At 39.2% G+C, this 19,125-nt stretch carries 18 protein-coding genes; 13 read left to right on the forward strand and 5 right to left on the reverse strand.

Features of this window, described 5'->3' with window-relative positions:
• Window positions 1-14: 14 nt before the first annotated feature.
• The gene (locus tag FGM01_RS04020; RefSeq protein WP_143409841.1) at window positions 15-407 is read right to left on the reverse strand and encodes an HYC_CC_PP family protein; all 393 of its coding nucleotides are present in this window, start codon (window positions 405-407) and stop codon (window positions 15-17) included.
• Between the two features lie 170 nt (window positions 408-577).
• Here FGM01_RS04020 and FGM01_RS04025 point away from each other — a divergent pair, with 170 nt between their 5' ends.
• Window positions 578-1,528, forward strand: a complete 951-nt coding sequence (locus tag FGM01_RS04025) for an NmrA/HSCARG family protein (RefSeq protein ID WP_143409842.1) — start codon at window positions 578-580, stop codon at window positions 1,526-1,528.
• Between the two features lie 8 nt (window positions 1,529-1,536).
• Here FGM01_RS04025 and FGM01_RS04030 read toward each other — a convergent pair whose 3' ends face one another.
• Together FGM01_RS04030 and xrtF are read right to left on the reverse strand one after the other, a co-directional pair.
• Window positions 1,537-1,971, reverse strand: a complete 435-nt coding sequence (locus tag FGM01_RS04030; protein WP_423738345.1) for an exosortase F system-associated membrane protein — start codon at window positions 1,969-1,971, stop codon at window positions 1,537-1,539.
• Complete coding sequence (gene xrtF, locus FGM01_RS04035; protein WP_143409844.1) at window positions 1,971-2,519, reverse strand: exosortase family protein XrtF; 549 nt, start codon at window positions 2,517-2,519, stop codon at window positions 1,971-1,973. Before xrtF ends, FGM01_RS04030 begins: the two co-directional genes overlap by 1 nt.
• A gap of 86 nt (window positions 2,520-2,605) precedes the next feature.
• On the opposite strand from xrtF, the gene FGM01_RS04040 reads away from it, so the two are divergent.
• Window positions 2,606-3,061 (forward strand): GAF domain-containing protein, encoded by a 456-nt coding sequence (locus tag FGM01_RS04040; protein ID WP_143409845.1) that lies wholly within the window; start codon window positions 2,606-2,608, stop codon window positions 3,059-3,061.
• A gap of 320 nt (window positions 3,062-3,381) precedes the next feature.
• On the opposite strand, the gene FGM01_RS04045 is transcribed toward FGM01_RS04040, so the two are convergent.
• Entirely contained in the window at window positions 3,382-4,638 is a 1,257-nt protein-coding gene (locus tag FGM01_RS04045; protein ID WP_143409846.1) for an ABC transporter permease, read from the reverse strand.
• 146 nt (window positions 4,639-4,784) lie between these two features.
• Here FGM01_RS04045 and purH point away from each other — a divergent pair, with 146 nt between their 5' ends.
• From purH to rodA, 6 genes are read left to right on the forward strand one after another with little or no spacing between them, the layout of a single operon-like run.
• A complete protein-coding gene (gene purH / locus FGM01_RS04050) occupies window positions 4,785-6,317 on the forward strand; it encodes a bifunctional phosphoribosylaminoimidazolecarboxamide formyltransferase/IMP cyclohydrolase (RefSeq protein WP_143409847.1) in 1,533 nt (510 codons plus the stop codon).
• Between the two features lie 41 nt (window positions 6,318-6,358).
• Complete coding sequence (locus FGM01_RS04055; protein WP_143409848.1) at window positions 6,359-7,387, forward strand: rod shape-determining protein; 1,029 nt, start codon at window positions 6,359-6,361, stop codon at window positions 7,385-7,387.
• A 14-nt stretch (window positions 7,388-7,401) separates the two neighbouring features.
• On the forward strand, window positions 7,402-8,226 hold the full coding sequence (gene mreC, locus FGM01_RS04060; protein WP_143409849.1) for a rod shape-determining protein MreC: 825 nt from the start codon (window positions 7,402-7,404) through the stop codon (window positions 8,224-8,226).
• The gene (locus FGM01_RS04065) at window positions 8,216-8,722 is read left to right on the forward strand and encodes a rod shape-determining protein MreD (protein WP_143409850.1); all 507 of its coding nucleotides are present in this window, start codon (window positions 8,216-8,218) and stop codon (window positions 8,720-8,722) included. The genes mreC and FGM01_RS04065 overlap by 11 nt, the downstream gene beginning before the upstream one ends.
• Entirely contained in the window at window positions 8,719-10,587 is a 1,869-nt protein-coding gene (gene mrdA, locus FGM01_RS04070) for a penicillin-binding protein 2 (protein WP_143409851.1), read from the forward strand. The genes FGM01_RS04065 and mrdA overlap by 4 nt, the downstream gene beginning before the upstream one ends.
• A complete protein-coding gene (gene rodA, locus FGM01_RS04075) occupies window positions 10,588-11,835 on the forward strand; it encodes a rod shape-determining protein RodA (protein ID WP_143409852.1) in 1,248 nt (415 codons plus the stop codon).
• Window positions 11,836-12,025: 190 nt separating this feature from the next.
• Here rodA and FGM01_RS04080 read toward each other — a convergent pair whose 3' ends face one another.
• Complete coding sequence (locus FGM01_RS04080; protein ID WP_166435185.1) at window positions 12,026-14,179, reverse strand: carboxy terminal-processing peptidase; 2,154 nt, start codon at window positions 14,177-14,179, stop codon at window positions 12,026-12,028.
• 148 nt (window positions 14,180-14,327) lie between these two features.
• On the opposite strand from FGM01_RS04080, the gene surE reads away from it, so the two are divergent.
• From surE to FGM01_RS04105, 5 genes are read left to right on the forward strand one after another with little or no spacing between them, the layout of a single operon-like run.
• Complete coding sequence (gene surE, locus FGM01_RS04085) at window positions 14,328-15,110, forward strand: 5'/3'-nucleotidase SurE (protein ID WP_143409854.1); 783 nt, start codon at window positions 14,328-14,330, stop codon at window positions 15,108-15,110.
• Window positions 15,103-15,384, forward strand: coding sequence for a hypothetical protein (locus tag FGM01_RS04090; RefSeq protein WP_143409855.1), 282 nt, complete (start codon window positions 15,103-15,105; stop codon window positions 15,382-15,384). The genes surE and FGM01_RS04090 overlap by 8 nt, the downstream gene beginning before the upstream one ends.
• Before the next feature lies 1 nt (window position 15,385).
• Entirely contained in the window at window positions 15,386-16,501 is a 1,116-nt protein-coding gene (gene lpxB / locus FGM01_RS04095; protein WP_143409856.1) for a lipid-A-disaccharide synthase, read from the forward strand.
• Window positions 16,502-17,053, forward strand: coding sequence for a C40 family peptidase (locus tag FGM01_RS04100; RefSeq protein ID WP_143409857.1), 552 nt, complete (start codon window positions 16,502-16,504; stop codon window positions 17,051-17,053).
• Between the two features lie 34 nt (window positions 17,054-17,087).
• On the forward strand, window positions 17,088-19,121 hold the full coding sequence (locus tag FGM01_RS04105) for a ComEC/Rec2 family competence protein (protein WP_143409858.1): 2,034 nt from the start codon (window positions 17,088-17,090) through the stop codon (window positions 19,119-19,121).
• Window positions 19,122-19,125: the final 4 nt, after the last annotated feature.

Consider the following 19,125-nt stretch of genomic DNA (forward strand, 5'->3'; position numbering starts at 1 on the left):
GTAAAACCTTAAAATCAAATAAGAAAAACCTGGTCTGCCAGCTGTATATCTGTGACCAGTAAGGGAGGAGAATAATCTTTAAAAGGAATGATCTGTTTGGGTAAACTTTCAAACAGGTTAAAATAGGTAAAACTGAAGGTGGTGATAAAAAGCTGCTGCTGGAAATCGAAAGAATCAAAAGAAACCTTTAATTCATCCTGTCCTTCAACCGAAACTTTTTGATTGGTACAACAGTGACCTTCCATATCTGTGCTCATCTGCATGCCACAGGTTTTCGCTTTAGAAAACACTGCCTGATCTACTAAATGACTTCCGCAGAAATGTTTATCTACGGTAAAAGACATCGTAGACAACATCACCATAAAGGCCATGCAAAGAGAAATGATATGTTGAAATGCTTTTTTCACTGCTTCAAAAATACATAAAATTTTGAAAGAAGGAATTTTCCACGGTAAAAACCTGAATGCCAGTGATAAAAATCCAAATATAACACCTATTAAAACTTCATTCAGGTCGCCTTCAAAATTAAATATAATATACTTAACTTTATGATTATCAACCTTTTATATCTAAAAAAATGGAAAACAAAAAGATTATTGCTGTTGTCGGGGCAACGGGCGCACAAGGAAGCGGTCTGGTCCGGGCTATTCTTAACGATCCGGAAGGCGGTTTCAAAGCAAGGGCGATCACTCGCAATCCCTCTTCAGATAAAGCAAAAGAATTAAAGGAGATGGGAGCAGAAGTAGTTGAAGCAAATATCGACGAAAAACAAACCGTCATAAAAGCTTTTGAAGGAGCTTATGCCGCATATTGTGTTACCAATTTCTGGGAGCACTTTTCTCCTGAAAGGGAAATGCAGCAGGCAAAAAATATGGCAGAAGCCGGTAAGGAAGCCGGGCTTAAACATATGATCTGGTCCACCCTGGAGGATACGCGAAAATGGATCCCGCTGGATGACGACCGTATGCCTACCCTGATGGGAAAATATAAGGTTCCGCATTTTGATGCCAAGGGCGAGGCAGATGATTATTTCACTAATAACAATGTACCCTACACTTTGCTCTTCACTTCATTTTACTGGGAGAATTTTATTTATTTTGGGATGGGTCCTCAAAAAGGAGAAGACGGAGAGCTGGCCATTACTTTTCCCATGAGCAATAAACGACTTCCGGGCATTGCCGTGGAAGATATTGGAAAATGTGCTTACAATATCATTAAAGCAGGTGACACTTATAAAAATAAAATCGTGGCGATTGCAGGTGAACATCTAACCGGCAATGAGATGGCAGAAATCTTTACTGAAGTTTATGGTAAAAAAGTAAAATATAATGCGGTAGATCCGGAGACTTACAGGAATTTTGATTTTGATGGCGCTGATGACCTGGGTAACATGTTTCAGTTCAAAGTGGAAGAAGAGGAATATTTTTGCACTATGCGCGATATCAGTGCCACGCGAAGACTGAATCCGGAATTAAAGAATTTCAGGAGCTGGCTGAAAGAGAATAAAGAAAAAATCAAATTGGAATAACCAGAAAATCAGTTTTTCTGGCCCTTTAGTTTGTAATAATAAAACGCCGGTAGAAGAATAAGAAGAAACAACGGATGGATCAGGAACCGTCTTACATAAAAAAGAGCCAGGTAGTGGTCTCTTTCGATATTCAATACTAAGTAAATAAAGACCGAAGTCGCTACTATATAAAGCACCCCGTAGAGGATCGTTGAAAATTTTATGATATTAAGATCTTTAAAGCTTAGGTATAGAATCCCCAAAGACAATACTGTATTAAGAAAAAATCTTAAGGAAAGGTTCAACATTAGCCTGGCCATATCCATAGGCGGAATGATGCCAAGTAAATAATCTGATCTGAAAAATTCCAGCAGGGGATCATAAAAGAGCTGATCTTCAAAAAACCTGATGGCAGCCAGGAAAAGAACCAGGATACCAATCTCGAATACTCGAAGTCTTTTCATTACTGTTTTTTCCATCCAGAATAGATTTTGACCCAGACCAGCCATAAAATAAAAACAGTACCGTAGATAGCCAGCGGGAAGAAAATTGAATGCATAAATCCCGAATATTGAGGGTACTCGTAAATACTCACCGCGAGGATCACGATTCTTATGATATTGATTGCATATATAATAACAGAGCCCGCAAAGAGGTATAAAAGCGTTTGGGAAGTCTTACCGAAAAAGGCAAGAATAAAAGAAGCAAAAAGAATTATTATACTGGCAGAATTACAGCCTTCAACGATTCCGGCTAAAAAATAATCATTCACCATTAATTTCATCGATAACCCGGTGTAATGCATGACCACTTCCACATTATCATAACCAATGCCCTGCATCACACTCCCGCTCTGCCGCGCCACCAGCTGTGTAAGCGGATCTGGCACGGGATCATTAGTATCATAAATTCTCAGGAAACCACTATAAAGGATCGAAAAAAGGAAATAACTCCCCAGAAAAATAAAGATGAAACGAAGTACCAGCCAATATTTTCGAATTAGATCGAGCAAATTCAGGGGGTTTTTAACAAATTTATAGAAAAGCAAGACTTCTTTTACATCAGAAAATGAATACTTTTGCACTAAATATTGTTAATATGCCATTTCAGAAATTAAAACCCAGGGTTGAAGAAATTCTTCAGAATGAAAAGTTAAGCGTAGATAAAAGGCTTACGGAAATTTGTGAACTACTGGAATCAAATATCCCCTATTATGACTGGGTTGGATTTTATTTTAAAAATGGAGATAAGGAAGAATTGAAATTGAAATCCTTTGCCGGCGAACCTACAGATCATGAGATCATCCCATTTGGAAAAGGAATCTGCGGGCAGGTTGCCGTTTCCAATAAAAACTTCGTAGTGCCAGATGTTAAAGCACAGAACAATTATATAGCCTGCAGCATTCACGTAAAAGCAGAGATAGTGATTCCATTATTCGTGAATGGTGAAAATATAGGGCAAATAGATATAGACAGTCATACCGAAGATCCTTTCTCCCATGAAGATGAATTATTCCTGGAATGGGTAAATGAAAAGGTCGCAGAGATCTTATAAAGATGCCAAATCCCTAAACAAAAAAAAACCTTCAATAATATTGAGGGTTTCTTTTTTTGCATACTGTAGGCAAGCTGAACTTTACAGTTCTGTATTTTCTAGAATTGAAATGCGATAATAGTGAAAAGGATTATGAAAAATCCAATTAGCTGCATTAACGAAGACAAATAATCTTTCTCAATTTCATTTCCCATTTTCTTAGCTTTTGCTCAAAAATACATAAGCGAAACCTTGAAAATTAAGTAATTAACGAACTTTAAAATTTTTAAGAAAAATTATCCTAATGCCTGTGGGAATTTCAGAATTATTTAACGAGGCTTTTACATACCGGTCCTAATGGCCTCAACAGGATCAAGCTTGGATGCCGATATTGCGGGTACGATTCCGGAAATAAGCCCAATTATTGCAGATACTGCTGTTCCTATTAAAACATTTAAAGGGGAGAGTACAAATTCAAAGTCCCCGGTAAATTGCGAAGCCACGATAGAAACCAGCCAGACTATTAATAACCCTACCATTCCACCTATTACAGAAAGAATGATCGCTTCGAATAAAAACTGTGAAAGGATAAATTTATTTTTTGCCCCAAGGGATTTCTGAATTCCAATTAGGTTGGTTCTTTCTTTTACACTTACGAACATAATGTTTGCGATTCCAAAGCCACCTACTAGTAAAGAAAATCCACTTATCACCAATCCAATGACATTAAGCTGACCGGTAATATTATCTATAAAATCTGCAAATCCCTGAAGCTGATTGATAAAGAAATTACTAACCTCGCCAGACTTTATAGAGCGCATATTCCTAAGCTGTTGTTCCAGCATAGCCACAAATTCGTCGTTATCCACGCCTTCCTCAGGCTTTAGAACGATCTGTGGGAAAACTGTTCCTTTCTTCGAACCAAAGACTCTTCGGGCAAAATTAGCAGGTACAAAGGCCTGACCATCCCTGGAATTATTGAATAGTGACTGGCCTTGTTTTTTGAGAATACCAATAACCGTTGCCCGTCTTCCAAAGATCCTGATCTCTTTGCCCACTCCGTTGGAATCGCCAAATAGATTCTTAGCGATCTCATGCCCCAGAACTACCACTCCAGATCCGCTTACTGCTTCAGGTTCATTAAAAAACCTGCCATCTTCCAGTTCAAAAGCTTCAATATCATAATATTCATGGGTTACCGCACCTACATCTACCCCGGCAGTGGTCACATCCTGATATTTTATAGAAGTCCCGCCGGGAACCCCCAAAGCAAAACTTATGGCTTCCAGATCTGGAAGGCTCTTTTTTAAATACTGGTATTCTTCATAAGTAACATCAGGAAATTGTTCCCTTTTCCAGCGGGGAATGTCTGAAGGACCAAATTTAAATCTCATCACGATAACGGTACTATTATCAAGAGCACTCAGACTTCCCGTAATATCCTTTTTAAGCGAATCAACAGCCGCCAATACAGCAATTATGGAAAATATACCGATGGTTACACCCAGCAGAGAAAGAAAAGTACGAAGCCTGTTATTTTTAAGAGCGCTGATCGCAAAATTGAAGCTCTCCTTAAGTACGCGTAGATAAATTAGCATGGTATAAAATCAGCTGTTTTAGGTTGATTTAAAGATAGGACGTTCGATCTAAAATTTCGTTACAAAATTAATTCAGAATTCGGCAGGTGCACTTTCAGATTTTTAGCTTAATTAATTACTTTTGCAGCTTTAACAAACACAACACAATGAGCGAATTAAAAAAAGCAAAATCTGCTTTAATTTCAGTTTTTAGCAAAGATGGATTGGAACCAATCGTTAAGAGACTTAACGAACTGGGCATCAACATCTACTCTACGGGTGGCACTGAAAAATTTATCAGGGACCTGGGGATAGAAGTTATCCCGGTAGAAGATGTTACTTCCTATCCTTCAATTTTAGGCGGAAGGGTAAAAACGCTTCACCCTAAAGTTTTTGGCGGGATCCTAAATCGCCAGGATCATGAAGGAGATGTAAAAGAACTGGAACAATATGAAATTCCTCAGATCGATATTGTGATCGTGGATCTTTATCCTTTTGAAAAAACGGTCGCCTCTGGCGCAACAGAACAGGATATCATTGAAAAGATCGATATAGGTGGTATTTCACTGATTCGTGCCGCAGCAAAAAATTTCAAGGATGTTTCCTGTGTCTCTTCTGTAGATGATTACCAGGAATTTCTTGATCTGTTGAACGAAAAGAATGGTGAGACCAGTATTAGCGACAGGAAAAGGTTCGCAACTAAAGCCTTTAATATTTCATCGCACTACGACTCGGCTATATTCAACTATTTTAATTCTGAAGATGAAGTAAAATCTTTCAAGCAAAGTGAATTAAAAGGAAAAGAACTTAGGTATGGGGAAAACCCACATCAAAAGGGTACTTTCTACGGTGATTTTGATGCAATATTCGAAAAACTGCATGGAAAGGAACTTTCTTATAATAATTTGCTCGATGTAGATGCAGCTGTGAATTTAATGAACGAGTTCAAAGGAGAAGCACCAACATTTGCGATCCTGAAACATAATAACGCCTGTGGTCTTGCTCAGCGTGACACTGTTCACCAGGCTTATACAGATGCTTTGGCAGGAGATCCTGTATCAGCGTTTGGAGGTATTTTGATTAGTAATGTGGAAATAGACGCCAGAACTGCTGAAGAAATCCACAAACTTTTCTGTGAAGTGGTGATCGCCCCTTCTTTTTCTTCAGAAGCACTTGAAATTCTTAAAGGCAAGAAGAACAGAATTCTACTGGTGCTTAAGGATATCGATTTACCTAAGAACCAGGTTAGAACCTGTCTTAACGGAGTCCTGGTACAGGAAAAAGATCTTAAAACAGATGCTTTGGAAGATCTGAAACAGGCTACAGACAATAAACCTACAGACGAAGAGTTATCTGACATGATATTTGCATCAAAGATTTGCAAACACACCAAATCGAATACCATCGTTTTAGTAAAAAACAAACAACTTTGTGCCAGCGGAACAGGACAGACCTCGAGAGTGGATGCCCTAACCCAAAGTATAGAGAAGGCGAGATCCTTTGAATTCAACCTTCATGGAGCTGTGATGGCCAGTGATGCTTTTTTTCCGTTCCCCGATTGTGTAGAGATCGCAGGAAATGCTGGTATTACTGCCGTAATTCAGCCCGGAGGATCTATAAAAGATCAGCTGAGTATCGATTATTGCAATGAAAATAATATCGCAATGGTGATGACCGGCACACGCCATTTTAAACATTAATTTTAGTACATTTACCCGAACCTCAATACTTAAAATACACTATGGGATTTTTTGACTTTCTCATTGAAGAAATTGCAATCGACTTAGGTACCGCCAACACCCTCATAATTCATAATGATAAAGTTGTTGTAGATAGCCCCTCAATAGTAGCCCGCGACAGGACTTCCGGCAAGATAACCGCCGTAGGTAAGGAAGCAGCTATGATGCAGGGAAAAACTCATGAGAACATCAAAACCATACGTCCCTTAAAGGATGGAGTTATAGCAGATTTTGATGCCAGTGAGAAAATGCTCACTATGTTCATTAAAGAGATACCGGCACTTAAAAAGAAACTTTTCACCCCGGCTTTGAGGATGGTGATTTGTATCCCTTCAGGTATTACCGAAGTTGAGATGCGTGCCGTTAAGGAAAGTGCAGAAAGGGTTAATGGTAAAGAGGTTTATCTTATCCATGAACCTATGGCTGCTGCGATTGGTATCGGGGTTGATATCATGCAGCCAAAAGGAAATATGATCGTGGATATAGGTGGTGGTACAACAGAAATTGCGGTGATCGCCCTTGGGGGGATTGTTTGTGACAAATCTGTAAAGATCGCCGGTGATGTCTTCACAAATGATATCGTTTATTATATGCGTACCCAACACAACCTCTACGTTGGTGAGCGTACTGCGGAAAAAATAAAAATACAAATTGGTGCGGCGACTGAAGATCTTGAGGTACCGCCAGAAGAGATGAGCGTTCAGGGTAGAGACCTTTTAACCGGTAAACCAAAGCAGGTAAATATCTCATACCGTGAGATCGCAAAAGCCCTGGATAAATCTATTTTAAGAATAGAAGATGCCGTTATGGAAACTCTTTCACAAACGCCTCCGGAACTAGCTGCCGATATTTATAATACCGGTATCTATCTTGCAGGTGGTGGATCTATGCTAAGAGGGCTGGATAAACGTTTATCTCAAAAAACAGATCTACCGGTTTATATCGCCGAAGATCCATTAAGAGCCGTAGTTCGTGGAACAGGTATTACCCTGAAAACATTGAGCCGATATAAAGGGATTTTGATCAAGTAGGAGAAGCTTAATTTATGCAGCAGATTTTCAATTTTCTTATAAGGAATAAGAATTCAATTTTATTCTTAATCCTGTTTGCTGTATCTGTATTTCTCACTATACAAAATCATAGTTTTCATAAAAGCCGATTTGTAAGTTCTGCCAATTTTGTAACCGGTGGAGTATACACCTGGTCCAATAATATTAAAACTTACCTGCATCTGGACGAGTACAACGAAAGGTTGCTCGAGGAAAATAATAAGCTCAGAAATATTATTTCCAATATTAAAGACAGTATTTCTGTAGAAAAACAACTGGACAGCACTTCATTTGAAGGTGATTATCTTTTCAGAACCGCCCGGGTCATCAATAATAATTTTTCGAACCAGGATAATTACCTTACGCTTAACCGCGGTAAAGCTTCTGGAATAGAACAGGAATTTGGAGTGATCACCAGCCAGGGAATTGTGGGTATCGTAGACAGGGTTAATGAGAATTACTCCAGGGTTATTTCCATTCTGAACAGCAGATCCCGTATTAATGCCCAGCTGAATAATACCTATCATTTCGGCAGCCTGGTATGGAATGGCAAAGACCCCAATATTGTCCAGCTTATAGATGTGCCAAGGCAGGCACCGGTGAAAAAAGGCGATACAATTATCACCGGTGGAAGATCTCTAATTTTTCCTAAAGGTTTACCTATTGGGAGTATTGAAGATTTCACTTTAGATCAAACCCAGAGTTACTACACCATCAATATCAAACTGTTCAATGACATGACGAACATTGGATATGTCTATATTATTGAAAATGTGAATAAGAAGGAAATTGAAAAATTACAGGAGATAGATGAACAATAAATTACTATCAAATATCGCAAGATTCATCATCCTGGTATTTCTGCAGGTGCTAATTCTTAACAACATTAATTTTGCGGGATATATCAATCCATATTTATATGTTTTGTTCATCCTGTTATATCCTTTTGCCGGAAACCAGTCTTTGTTCCTATTCCTTTCCTTTCTTTTAGGATTAAGCGTTGATATATTTGAAGATAGTGGAGGGATCAATGCTGCGGCCTGCCTGGTTGCTGCATTTGTAAGGCCCAATTTATTGAGATTTTCTTTCGGTATAAGCTACGACCACCAGAACATCAGGCTTGTTTCAGCTGCCTTTGGCTCGAAACTCAGTTATATATTTCTTATGGTTTTGATCCATCATTTCGTTTTGTTTTCCTTAGAAATGTTCAGCTTAAATCATATACTCCTGATATTGAAAAAAACATTATTTTCCAGTATATTCACGGTAATCCTAACTCTATTGAGCCTTACATTATTTAGTAAAAAATATCGATGAGAAAAATTTTACTATATATCACCATCTTAACCACTGGTCTAATCTTCATTGCCAGACTTTTCTATCTGCAGATCGTGGATACTTCTCTGGCCATTAGATCTCAGGATAATGCCATCAAGGTAGTATATGATTACCCGCAACGGGGATACATTTATGATCGTAATGGTGAATTAATGGTTTCTAACCAGCCCTCTTATGATGTGATGGTGATCCCAAGGAACCTGAAACCTTTTGACACCACCGAATTCTGCGGTATTCTCAATCTAAGCCGGGAAGAGCTGGAAAAAAAACTGGATAAGGCCAGGATCTACTCCCCTATGCTTCCTTCTGTAGTTATACCTCAACTTACCAAAAGTGAGTACGCTATCCTTCAGGAGAAAATGAGAAAATATGAAGGTTTTTATATTCAGAAGAGATCCTTACGTGATTACCAGGTAGATCATAGTGCCAATGTTCTAGGCTATATCGCCGAGGTAAATCAAAAAATCATCAATGAAAATCCTTATTATATTTCAGGAGATTTAATTGGGCGTGCCGGTGTTGAAAGCCAGTACGAAGAATTACTTCGTGGAGTAAAAGGAGTAAAGCATATTCAAAAAGACCGTTTTAACCGGGATATCGGCCCTTACAAGGACGGAATCTATGATACCTTACCTGAAAAAGGAAAGGACATTACTATAACCGTAGACAATGCCCTGCAGGATTACGGAACCAAATTAATGAAAAATAAAAGGGGCGGGATCGTGGCTTTAGATCCACAGAGTGGAGAAATCCTTGCTTTGATTAGTGCTCCCACTTATGATCCTGCAAAACTGGTAGGCAGAAGTCGCTCGAGAAATTACTGGGAACTTTATACAGATTCTATTGCCAAGCCACTATATGACCGCGGCTTACTGGCAGAATACCCTCCTGGCTCGCCGTTCAAAACCCTGAATGCACTTATCGGACTTCAGGAAGGAGTTGTAGATGTTAAAGACAGTTTTAGCTGTAATCATGGTTATGCCTACGGTAGAGGGAGGAAACTAGGTTGCCACGCTCATAAAAGTCCTCTTTCCATGATTCCCGGGATCGCGCAATCCTGTAATGCCTACTTTGCGAATGTATACAGAAGGATCATCGAAAAATATCCTACTCCGCAGGATGGAATGGATGCCTGGAACGAGCACTTAAAAAGTTTTGGTCTTGGCCAGTTTATGGGTAATGACCTAAGTACGGGCAGACCGGGAAAAATCCCCGATTCAGACTACTACAACCGCATCTATGACTATCCAACATATAAATGGTATGCCTCTGCAACTTTATCTAATGCTATTGGTCAGGGAGAAGTATTAATGACACCAATACAGCTGGCAAACATGGCTGCTACTATTGGAAATAAAGGCTGGTATTATACTCCTCATATTTTAAAAGAGATCAACGGGCAGCCCATTAAAGAAGAGAAATTCACCAAAAAGAATTATACAACGATACAGGCAGAGTATTTTGAGCCGGTAATAGCCGGAATGCACGAAGTATACAAAAGTGGAACTGCGGCAACTTTGAGAATACCCGGAGTGGAAATTGCCGGAAAAACGGGAACCGCAGAGAATTTTGCCAGGATAGATGGTAAAAGAATGCAGCTTACAGACCACTCTATATTTGTTGCTTTTGCACCGGTAGACAATCCTAAGATCGCTATTGCCGTTTTTGTTGAAAACGGTTACTGGGGTAGCAGATACGCAGGTAGAATGGCCAGCCTTATGATAGAAAAATATCTGAAAGGAACGATTACCAGGACAGACATGGAAAAATGGATCCTGGAACACAGCCTTGAAGATGAATATGCCAAACCCCTTAGTGGAGAACCTTTCAGAATTAATCAGTAAATGAGTAAAAGCAGCGCGGGATTCGACTGGATCAGTATTTTTATTTATCTGGCTCTAATCTCTTTTGGTTGGGCTAATATTTATTCCGCTTCCCTGGGCAGCAGTTCAGGCTCTTTTTTTGATCTAAGTCAACCATATGGCAAACAAGCCCTTTTTATTGGGCTTAGCCTATTCCTGATAGTTATCATCCTGTCTGTTGAAGCAAAATTCTACCAGAGATTTTCGAGTGTTATATACATCATATCCCTTTTATCACTGGCAGGCCTGTTTGTTTTTGGAAAAACGATTTCCGGGGCAACTTCCTGGTATTCATTTGGAAGCTTTGGTTTACAGCCTTCTGAATTTGCCAAATTCGCTACAGCTCTGGCCCTGGCTAAGTATTTAAGCGATATACAAACCAATATTAGAATGCTAACCCACCAGGTGAAGGCATTTATCATCATTGCAATTCCGGCTTTACTTATTATACCACAACCCGATCCCGGAAGCGCATTAGTTTACGCCGCATTCTTCTTTCCCCTGTACAGGGAAGGGCTATCAGGCTTTTACCTTGTAACCGGATTAACCGGGGTGGCGGTCTTTATACTCACACTGGTCATAGGTCCCATATGGGTGAGCGTAGCAGTTTTGAGTATAGGATTACTCCTGTTCTTTCGGAAACGTAAAAAACGCCCTGGCAGGCTTCTTATTACCTTGTTTGCTATAATATCCATAGGTCTTAGCTTCTCTGTGAATTATATTTTTGAAAATGTATTTGAACAGCGTCACCGCGACCGCTTTAACATCGTTCTGGGAAAAGAAGTAGATTCCCGCGGGATTGGTTATAACACCAATCAGAGTGAGATTGCCATTGGCAGCGGAGGCTGGCTTGGAAAAGGCTGGACAGAAGGTACGCAGACCAAGGGACATTTTGTACCGGAGCAACATACAGATTATATTTTCAGCACGGTTGGAGAAGAATGGGGCTTCCTGGGAAGTGCTATGGTGGTATTGCTCTTCGTGGCTTTGCTATTAAGATTACTAATCCTGGCAGAAAGACAACGCAACCAGTTCTACAGAGTATATGGCTATTCTGTTATAGGCATCCTTTTTATACACTTCCTGGTAAATATTGGCATGGTGATAGGTATTTTCCCAACGGTAGGGATTCCACTTCCATTTTTCAGCTATGGTGGATCAGGATTATGGGGTTTTACCCTACTCCTCTTTATATTTATTAAACTGGATTCAGACCGGTTATCCTACTAGCTGCATTTATCTGCCATAAGCAGAATGGCTGCTGTAACCAGGATAAGCACGGGATAGATATATTTTCGTTTCATAATAAAAATTGCTGGTGCAAATATAACCCAGCTATTGTTAAAAGATCTTTTGCTCCTGTTATTAAGCATAAAAAAACCCGGAAGTTTTCTTCCGGGTTTAATATTATTTAGACTTTTTAGTTTTTCACTTTTTTCTTTCCATCAACATCTGCCAGTTTATTTCTGGTAATGTTATTAATATGAATATCTGATAATACATTTATGGCTTCTTCGATATAAACATCCTTACTCAGGCTTTCATGCCATCTTTGTCTCTTTTCTTTCAACACCGTGTCCTGAGCGAAAAGTGACTCCTCATAGGGCAAAGAGCTGTAAGTAAGATCTGTTTTATAATCCTTGATCGCTTCAAATTGCTTAGCCATCTCTTTATCCTTCTCTGCCTGTTTTGCATATTCAGCATAATTCAAAGGATAACTACTGTCTTCACTTTGAGTTTTTACCCATCTGGCATTATCCTCGATGAGTTTGAGCTGAGCATTGGTTTTCATACGCTCTTTACTGGCTTCAATAGCCTCATCGAAACCAACATAACCATTCCAGATAGAATAATCTGCTGCATCGATCTTATCCCATGGCAAAGGATTCTCCTGATCTTTCTCTCCTATGTCTACGAAGCTATATCTATCGGGAACCACTATGTCACTTTTTACTCCTTCCAACTGGGTAGATCCACCATTTACACGATAGAATTTCTGAGTAGTTATTTTTAAGGCACCCATATCACCCATATCGTTATTTCTAAGCCATCTGTTTAGATCGATTACATTCTGAACCGTTCCTTTTCCATAGGTTTGTTTACTACCAATGATAACAGCTCTTTTATAATCCTGCATTGCTGCAGCAAGGATCTCTGAAGCTGAAGCTGAAAGCTCGTTCACCAGTATCACCAGCGGTCCATCCCAAAGCACCTGGGGATCTTCATCCCTCAATACCTCTTTACGCTGACCATTGGATTTTACCTGAACGATTGGACCTTCTTGAATAAACATTCCGGCGATATCTACAACCGTTTTAAGTGAACCCCCTCCATTATTCCTAAGGTCCAGAACAAGTCCTTCCATTCCTTCCTGCTTCAAACGAATAATATCCTCTTTGATATCTGAAGCGGCGTTACGCTCACTATAATCGGTCATATCAAAATAGAACTTTGGCAAATTGATGATGCCGTATTTCTTTCCGTCTTTTTTAACCATGGAGGCCTTGGCGTAAGTTTCATCGATCTCGATCACGTCGCGGGTTAGAGTTACTTCTTCGATATTACCCATTACTTTTTTACGTACAGTAAGAGTCACCTTGGTATCTTTTGGGCCTTTGATCAGGTCTACCGCATCATCTAGCCTCATCCCCACAATACTTACAGCCTCTTTTTCATCTTCCTGTTTCACTTTTAAAATCACATCCCCTTCAGCGATCTCTTCGCTTCTCCACGCCGGTCCTCCGGAAATCACTTCGGTAATGGTAATATTGTCACTATCCTTGACCAAACGAGCTCCAATCCCCTCCAGCTTACCAGACATAGCAATATCAAATCTATCCTTATCCTGTGGAGCAAAATAGAATGTATGCGGGTCAAATTCTTCTACGATCGCATTAATATAAACCGAAAAATAATCCTCTCTTTCCAGATCATCTGTGAAATCGTAATACCTGTCAATATTGGACAAGGTGGTTTCCCTGGCTTCTTTCTCAAGTTCAGCATCAGATTTCATTTCATAGGACTCGTCCTCCTCTTTCTTTTGCTTTTCATCCTGGCGAAGATCATAATAGGTGATAAGCGTATTAAATTTCAACTGCTCTTTCCACCTTTTTCTCATTTCCTCTTTAGAAGAAACATACTCTAGATTATCATAATCTGTATTAATATTTTCATCTTCATTAAAATCGAAAGGCCTGGAAAGAATATCCTTATAAAGACCTCTGGCCTCTTCCATTCTTTCGCCTAAACGGGCATAAGTGAGATTGAAGAATTCAATGTTCTTTCCTTTGATTTGATCGTCTATTTTAGTTTTATAGGCATCAAATTCTGCAATATCCTCTGCATAGAAGAAACGCTTGGATGGGTCTAGACCTTCCAGGTAATCTTCAAATACATTAGCAGAGAAATCATCATTTAATTCCTTAGCATCATAATGTCCCTGGTTAAGAACATAAGTAATAAGATCTATAAGAAGTTTATCCTTATTAGGGTCGTCAAATTTTTTGGTAGTAAAACTACATGAGGCAGCAGCCATCAAAAGAACGACTGCAATAAGTTTAAAATTCCTTTTCATAATTCGTTGTAATTTCATCATCGTATGGTCACCATAATAATAGTAAAAACTGTGCCAATATTTAACTTAAACGACACTTATTTGTGATCCTACTAATATAAGGTATCCATATTTAAATTCTTATTTTAGCAGAACCAAATAATTATGCATGAATAATAAAAAACCACTTATTCTGGTTACTAATGATGATGGAATAACCGCCCCGGGAATCAGAACACTGGTAGAAGTAATGAAAGAAATAGGTGATGTGGTGGTTGTAGCCCCGGATAGTCCACAAAGCGGAATGGGACATGCTATCACCATTAGTGACACTCTTTTCTGCGAGCAGGTAGTCATTAAAGAGAGCTATAAGCACAAAGAATACAGTTGCTCCGGCACTCCTGCCGATTGTGTGAAGATCGCTACCCAGGAAATCTTACATAGAAAACCAGATTTATGTGTTAGCGGAATTAATCATGGCTCCAACTCCTCTATTAATGTAATTTACTCTGGCACCATGAGTGCCGCAGTAGAGGCGGGTATTGAAGGAATACCGGCAATTGGTTTTTCCCTGCTGGATTATTCTCTCAATGCAGATTTTGAACCAACACGTAAGTATATAAAGAGTATAACCCGTAATGTTCTGAAAAACGGCCTGCCTAAAGGTGTAGTTTTAAACGTAAACTTTCCTAAACTTTCTGCGGAAGAAATTAAAGGCATTAAAGTTTGCCGACAGGCCAATGCTCACTGGGAGGAAGAATTCGATAAAAGAACGAATCCGCAGGGCCGTGAATATTATTGGTTAACGGGAACATTTGTAAATAAGGATGAAGGAAATGATACCGACGAAAAAGCTCTTGAAGAAGGCTATGTTTCTGTGGTCCCCGTTCAATTCGACCTTACAGCCCATCAATTTATAAAAGATCTAAGTAGCTGGCCTCTTAATGATTAAACAGGATATACTTATTGGATTTTTAACAGGACTGGCGGCCAATATTGGAGGGGTTCTTCTCTACGTTGCATTATTATCTGAGGTTGACATTGATACTACCCTGAAAAATGCCATCGCAAACGATTACCTTGGGAAGATTATCGCCTTAGGAGCCATCTTGAATTTTCTGCCCTTTTTCGTGTTTTTAAAAAAGAAACAGAATTATCATGCCCGTGGTGTCCTTCTGGCAACCGTTGCGGTTGCAGTAGGTATTGCAATCTATAAATTCATCTAAAATGAGGTATTATATAATTGCCGGTGAGGCTTCCGGAGATCTGCATGCCGCCAACCTGATGAAAGCTCTTAAGCAAACCGATCAAGAGGCAGACTTCAGGTTCTGGGGAGGTGACCTTATGCAGCAACAGGGCGGTACCCTGGTTAAACATTATAAGGAACTTGCTTTCATGGGTTTTTCTGAGGTGATCATGAACCTGAGAACTATTTTCAGAAATATTAGTTTCTGCAAAAAGGATATTACAGAGTATCGGCCAGATGTGATCATTTTCATTGATTATCCCGGCTTTAATATGCGCATAGCAGAATGGGCAAAGAAAGAAGGTTTTAGAACGCATTATTACATCTCCCCGCAGATCTGGGCCTGGAAAGAGAACAGGATCAAAAAGATTAAGCGGGATATAGATAAAATGTTTGTGATCCTACCTTTTGAAAAAGATTTTTATACAGAAAAACATGATTACCCGGTTCATTTTGTGGGGCACCCTCTGTTAGATGCCATCGATAATCGCCCGCCAATTGATATTGAAAGTTTTAAACGTGACCATGGCCTGGACTCCAGACCCGTGATCGCTTTATTACCGGGAAGCAGGAAGCAGGAAATCGAAAAAATGCTGGAAGTAATGCTGAGTATAACCTCAGATTTCAGGGATTATCAATTCGTTATTGCGGGAGCTCCAAGCCAGGACGAGAAATTCTATAAAACCTTTATGAAGAATTCGAACATTAAATTGATCATGAATAAGACCTATGATATACTTGGAATTTCTTTTGCTGCCCTGGTTACTTCGGGGACAGCTACACTGGAAACTGCTTTATTCAAGGTTCCTGAAGTCGTATGCTATAAAGGCAGCTATATATCTTACCATATCGCCAGGCGCATTGTGAAACTCGATTATATTTCCCTGGTGAACCTGATTATGGAACGTGAAGTTGTAAAAGAACTGATACAGAATGATTTCAACACGAAAAATCTGAAAGCGGAATTGAAAAAGATCCTCGATGAAAAAAACAGGAAAAGGATCTTCAGCGATTATTTTGAACTCGAGCAGAAACTGGGAGGAAAAGGCGCCAGTAAGAAAACAGCAGGACTTATAGTAAAAGAAATTGCCGGGTAAATGAGTTTCAGATCCTGTTCTAAATATTGCCTGTATATCCTGATGATCATTATGTTGGCTTCATGTGGCTCTTCCAGAAACAGGGTTATTACCAGGAAAAAGGACACAGCTGTGGTAGAAAAACCAGAAAGTGAATATAAGCACGATGCCAATGCAAAACCAAATGACAAGGTCGCTTATAAGATCATAAAGAATGCAAAGAAATTTGAAGGTACCCGCTATAAATATGGTGGTACAGACAAAAGAGGTATGGATTGCTCCGGTCTAGTGTACATTTCATTCCTGGAGGAAGGGATTTCCCTGCCCAGAACTTCACGTAGTATGTCCTTAAGAGGCGATCGATTGTTTTTAAAGGAGGTCAGAGTAGGAGATCTACTGTTTTTTGAAACAAACAAGAACAGGAAAGTCATTAACCATGTAGGATTAGTAGTGGAAGTTAATGCAGACGGAATATTCTTTATTCATTCATCATCCTCCCGCGGTGTTATTATTTCTTCATTATCTGAACCTTACTGGCAGAATAATTTCGTGATGGCCCGGAGAGTGATCTGATTTTTAATTAACTTTTGGAAGTAAATTACTAATATTGAATAACTTCCAGTTTATTTTCATTCGGTTATCCCTCTATCTTATTGCAGGGATGGTGCTGGCTTTCTATATAGAAGTAGGCTTGCAGGAAGTTATTATAAGTGGATTCATACTAATTATCTTCTACCTTATTAGTCTGTACCGGGCCTCCAGGCAGATATTTTCAGGCTCCCTGGTTGGCATTATGACTTTTTTGCTAATATTCTACCTGGGTTTTGCTTCAGCTTTTTTCAGCCAGCCGAAGAATGACCCAAAGCATTATATAAATCAAAATTTAGGGGAAACCGATAGTATCCTGATTTCCGGCAGGATTACAGAAGAGCTGAAACCCAGTGCTTTTTCCAATAACTATATCTTCGAGGCGCAAAGCCTGGTTTTGCCCAACTCAAGAAAGGCGGTAAGTGGTAAGATATTGCTCAACCTTCTACAGGATTCATTGGCCACAGTAAAGATTATTCCCGGTGCAGAGCTTTTAATACCATACAGGCCTCAGGAAATAAAAAAAGCTGTAAATCCCTATCAATTTAGTTACCGGGATTATATGAAAAACCTGCAGGTAGAATCTAAAATTGCCCTTAGCTATTCCCAGCTCGTAATTACAGGACACCAGGCAGATCTTAGATCTCTCAGCTGGGCTTTTCGGGAACAGCTTATTTCAAATTTAGAAAAGCTGAAATTCGAAAAAGATGAATTAGCAGTTTTTCAGGCTTTAATCCTTGGACAGCGCAGAGAAATCAGTGACCAGCTTTATAAAAACTATGCCGCGGCCGGAGCCATCCACATCCTCGCCATTTCAGGTCTTCACATAGGGATCTTACTATTATTACTCAATTATATTTTAAAGCCATTAGAGCGTTTTAAATACGGGCATGTTTTAAAGCCTTTTACAGTGATCTTATTACTATGGAGCTTTGCATTTTTAACTGGTCTTAGTCCATCTGTAGTTAGAGCGGTTAGTATGTTTTCATTCCTGGCAATAGGTTTACAGACCAAAAGAAAAACAAGTAGTCTTAACAGCCTTTTTATTTCATTATTCTTCCTGACCCTTATAAACCCGTATTACCTTTTCCAGGTGGGTTTTCAATTAAGCTACCTGGCCGTTTTTAGTATAATTATACTTCAACCCTATATCTATAAAATATTTTCTCCCCGTATCTCTGTAATCGACTATTTCTGGAAGTTAACATCTGTAAGCCTTGCCGCTCAAATTGGAGTCCTACCTCTAAGCATTTTTTATTTTCACCAATTTCCAGGTCTTTTCCTGGCTACCAACCTGGTAATTCTACCCTTTCTGGGGACATTACTTGTACTCGGGATTGGAGTGATCATCCTGGCCAGTTTCGATATACTACCTAATCTTATATACCAACTTTTTTCAGGAATATTAGAATTGCTGAATGGATTCGTTAATCTGATCGCTGAAGTTGATACCTTCGTTATATCTGGAATTAGACTCGATATTTTGCAAATGGGAGCTTTATATCTGTTTTTATTTTCGGTCATTTTAAACCTGAAGAAGATCAATTTTTACCGGATTAGTTTTACCCTGATTACTGTACTCTTATTCCAGACTGCCACATTAATTCAGGCTAGCAAAATACCGCAATATGAATCTGTTGTTTTTCATCAAAACCGGCATTCAGTGCTCACCATAAAAAATAACGACCACCTGGACGTCACTTCTGACTCAATCCCTACGAACGATTTAATTACGGACTATTTACGGGAAAGAGAAATTAAAAATATACATTATAAAAAATTTTCAAAGGTGATGGATCTTTCCGGGAGTATTGCCCTGGTGATAGATACTGCCGGCGTCTATACGGTACCCGATTTTGATCCTGAAATTGTAATTTTAAGAAATTCTGCAAAAGTAAACCTCGACAGAGTTCTAAGTTTAATTAGTCCGGCAATCATCATCGCAGATGGCAGCAACTACAAAACTTACATCGGTAAATGGGAACTAACAGCGAGGAATAAAAAAATCCCTTTCCACTATACCGGTGAAAAGGGAGCTTATGTTATCAAATGATCCA

The sequence above is a fragment of the Christiangramia sabulilitoris genome (genome assembly GCF_007050985.1).
Taxonomy (GTDB): Bacteria; Bacteroidota; Bacteroidia; order Flavobacteriales; family Flavobacteriaceae; genus Christiangramia; species Christiangramia sabulilitoris.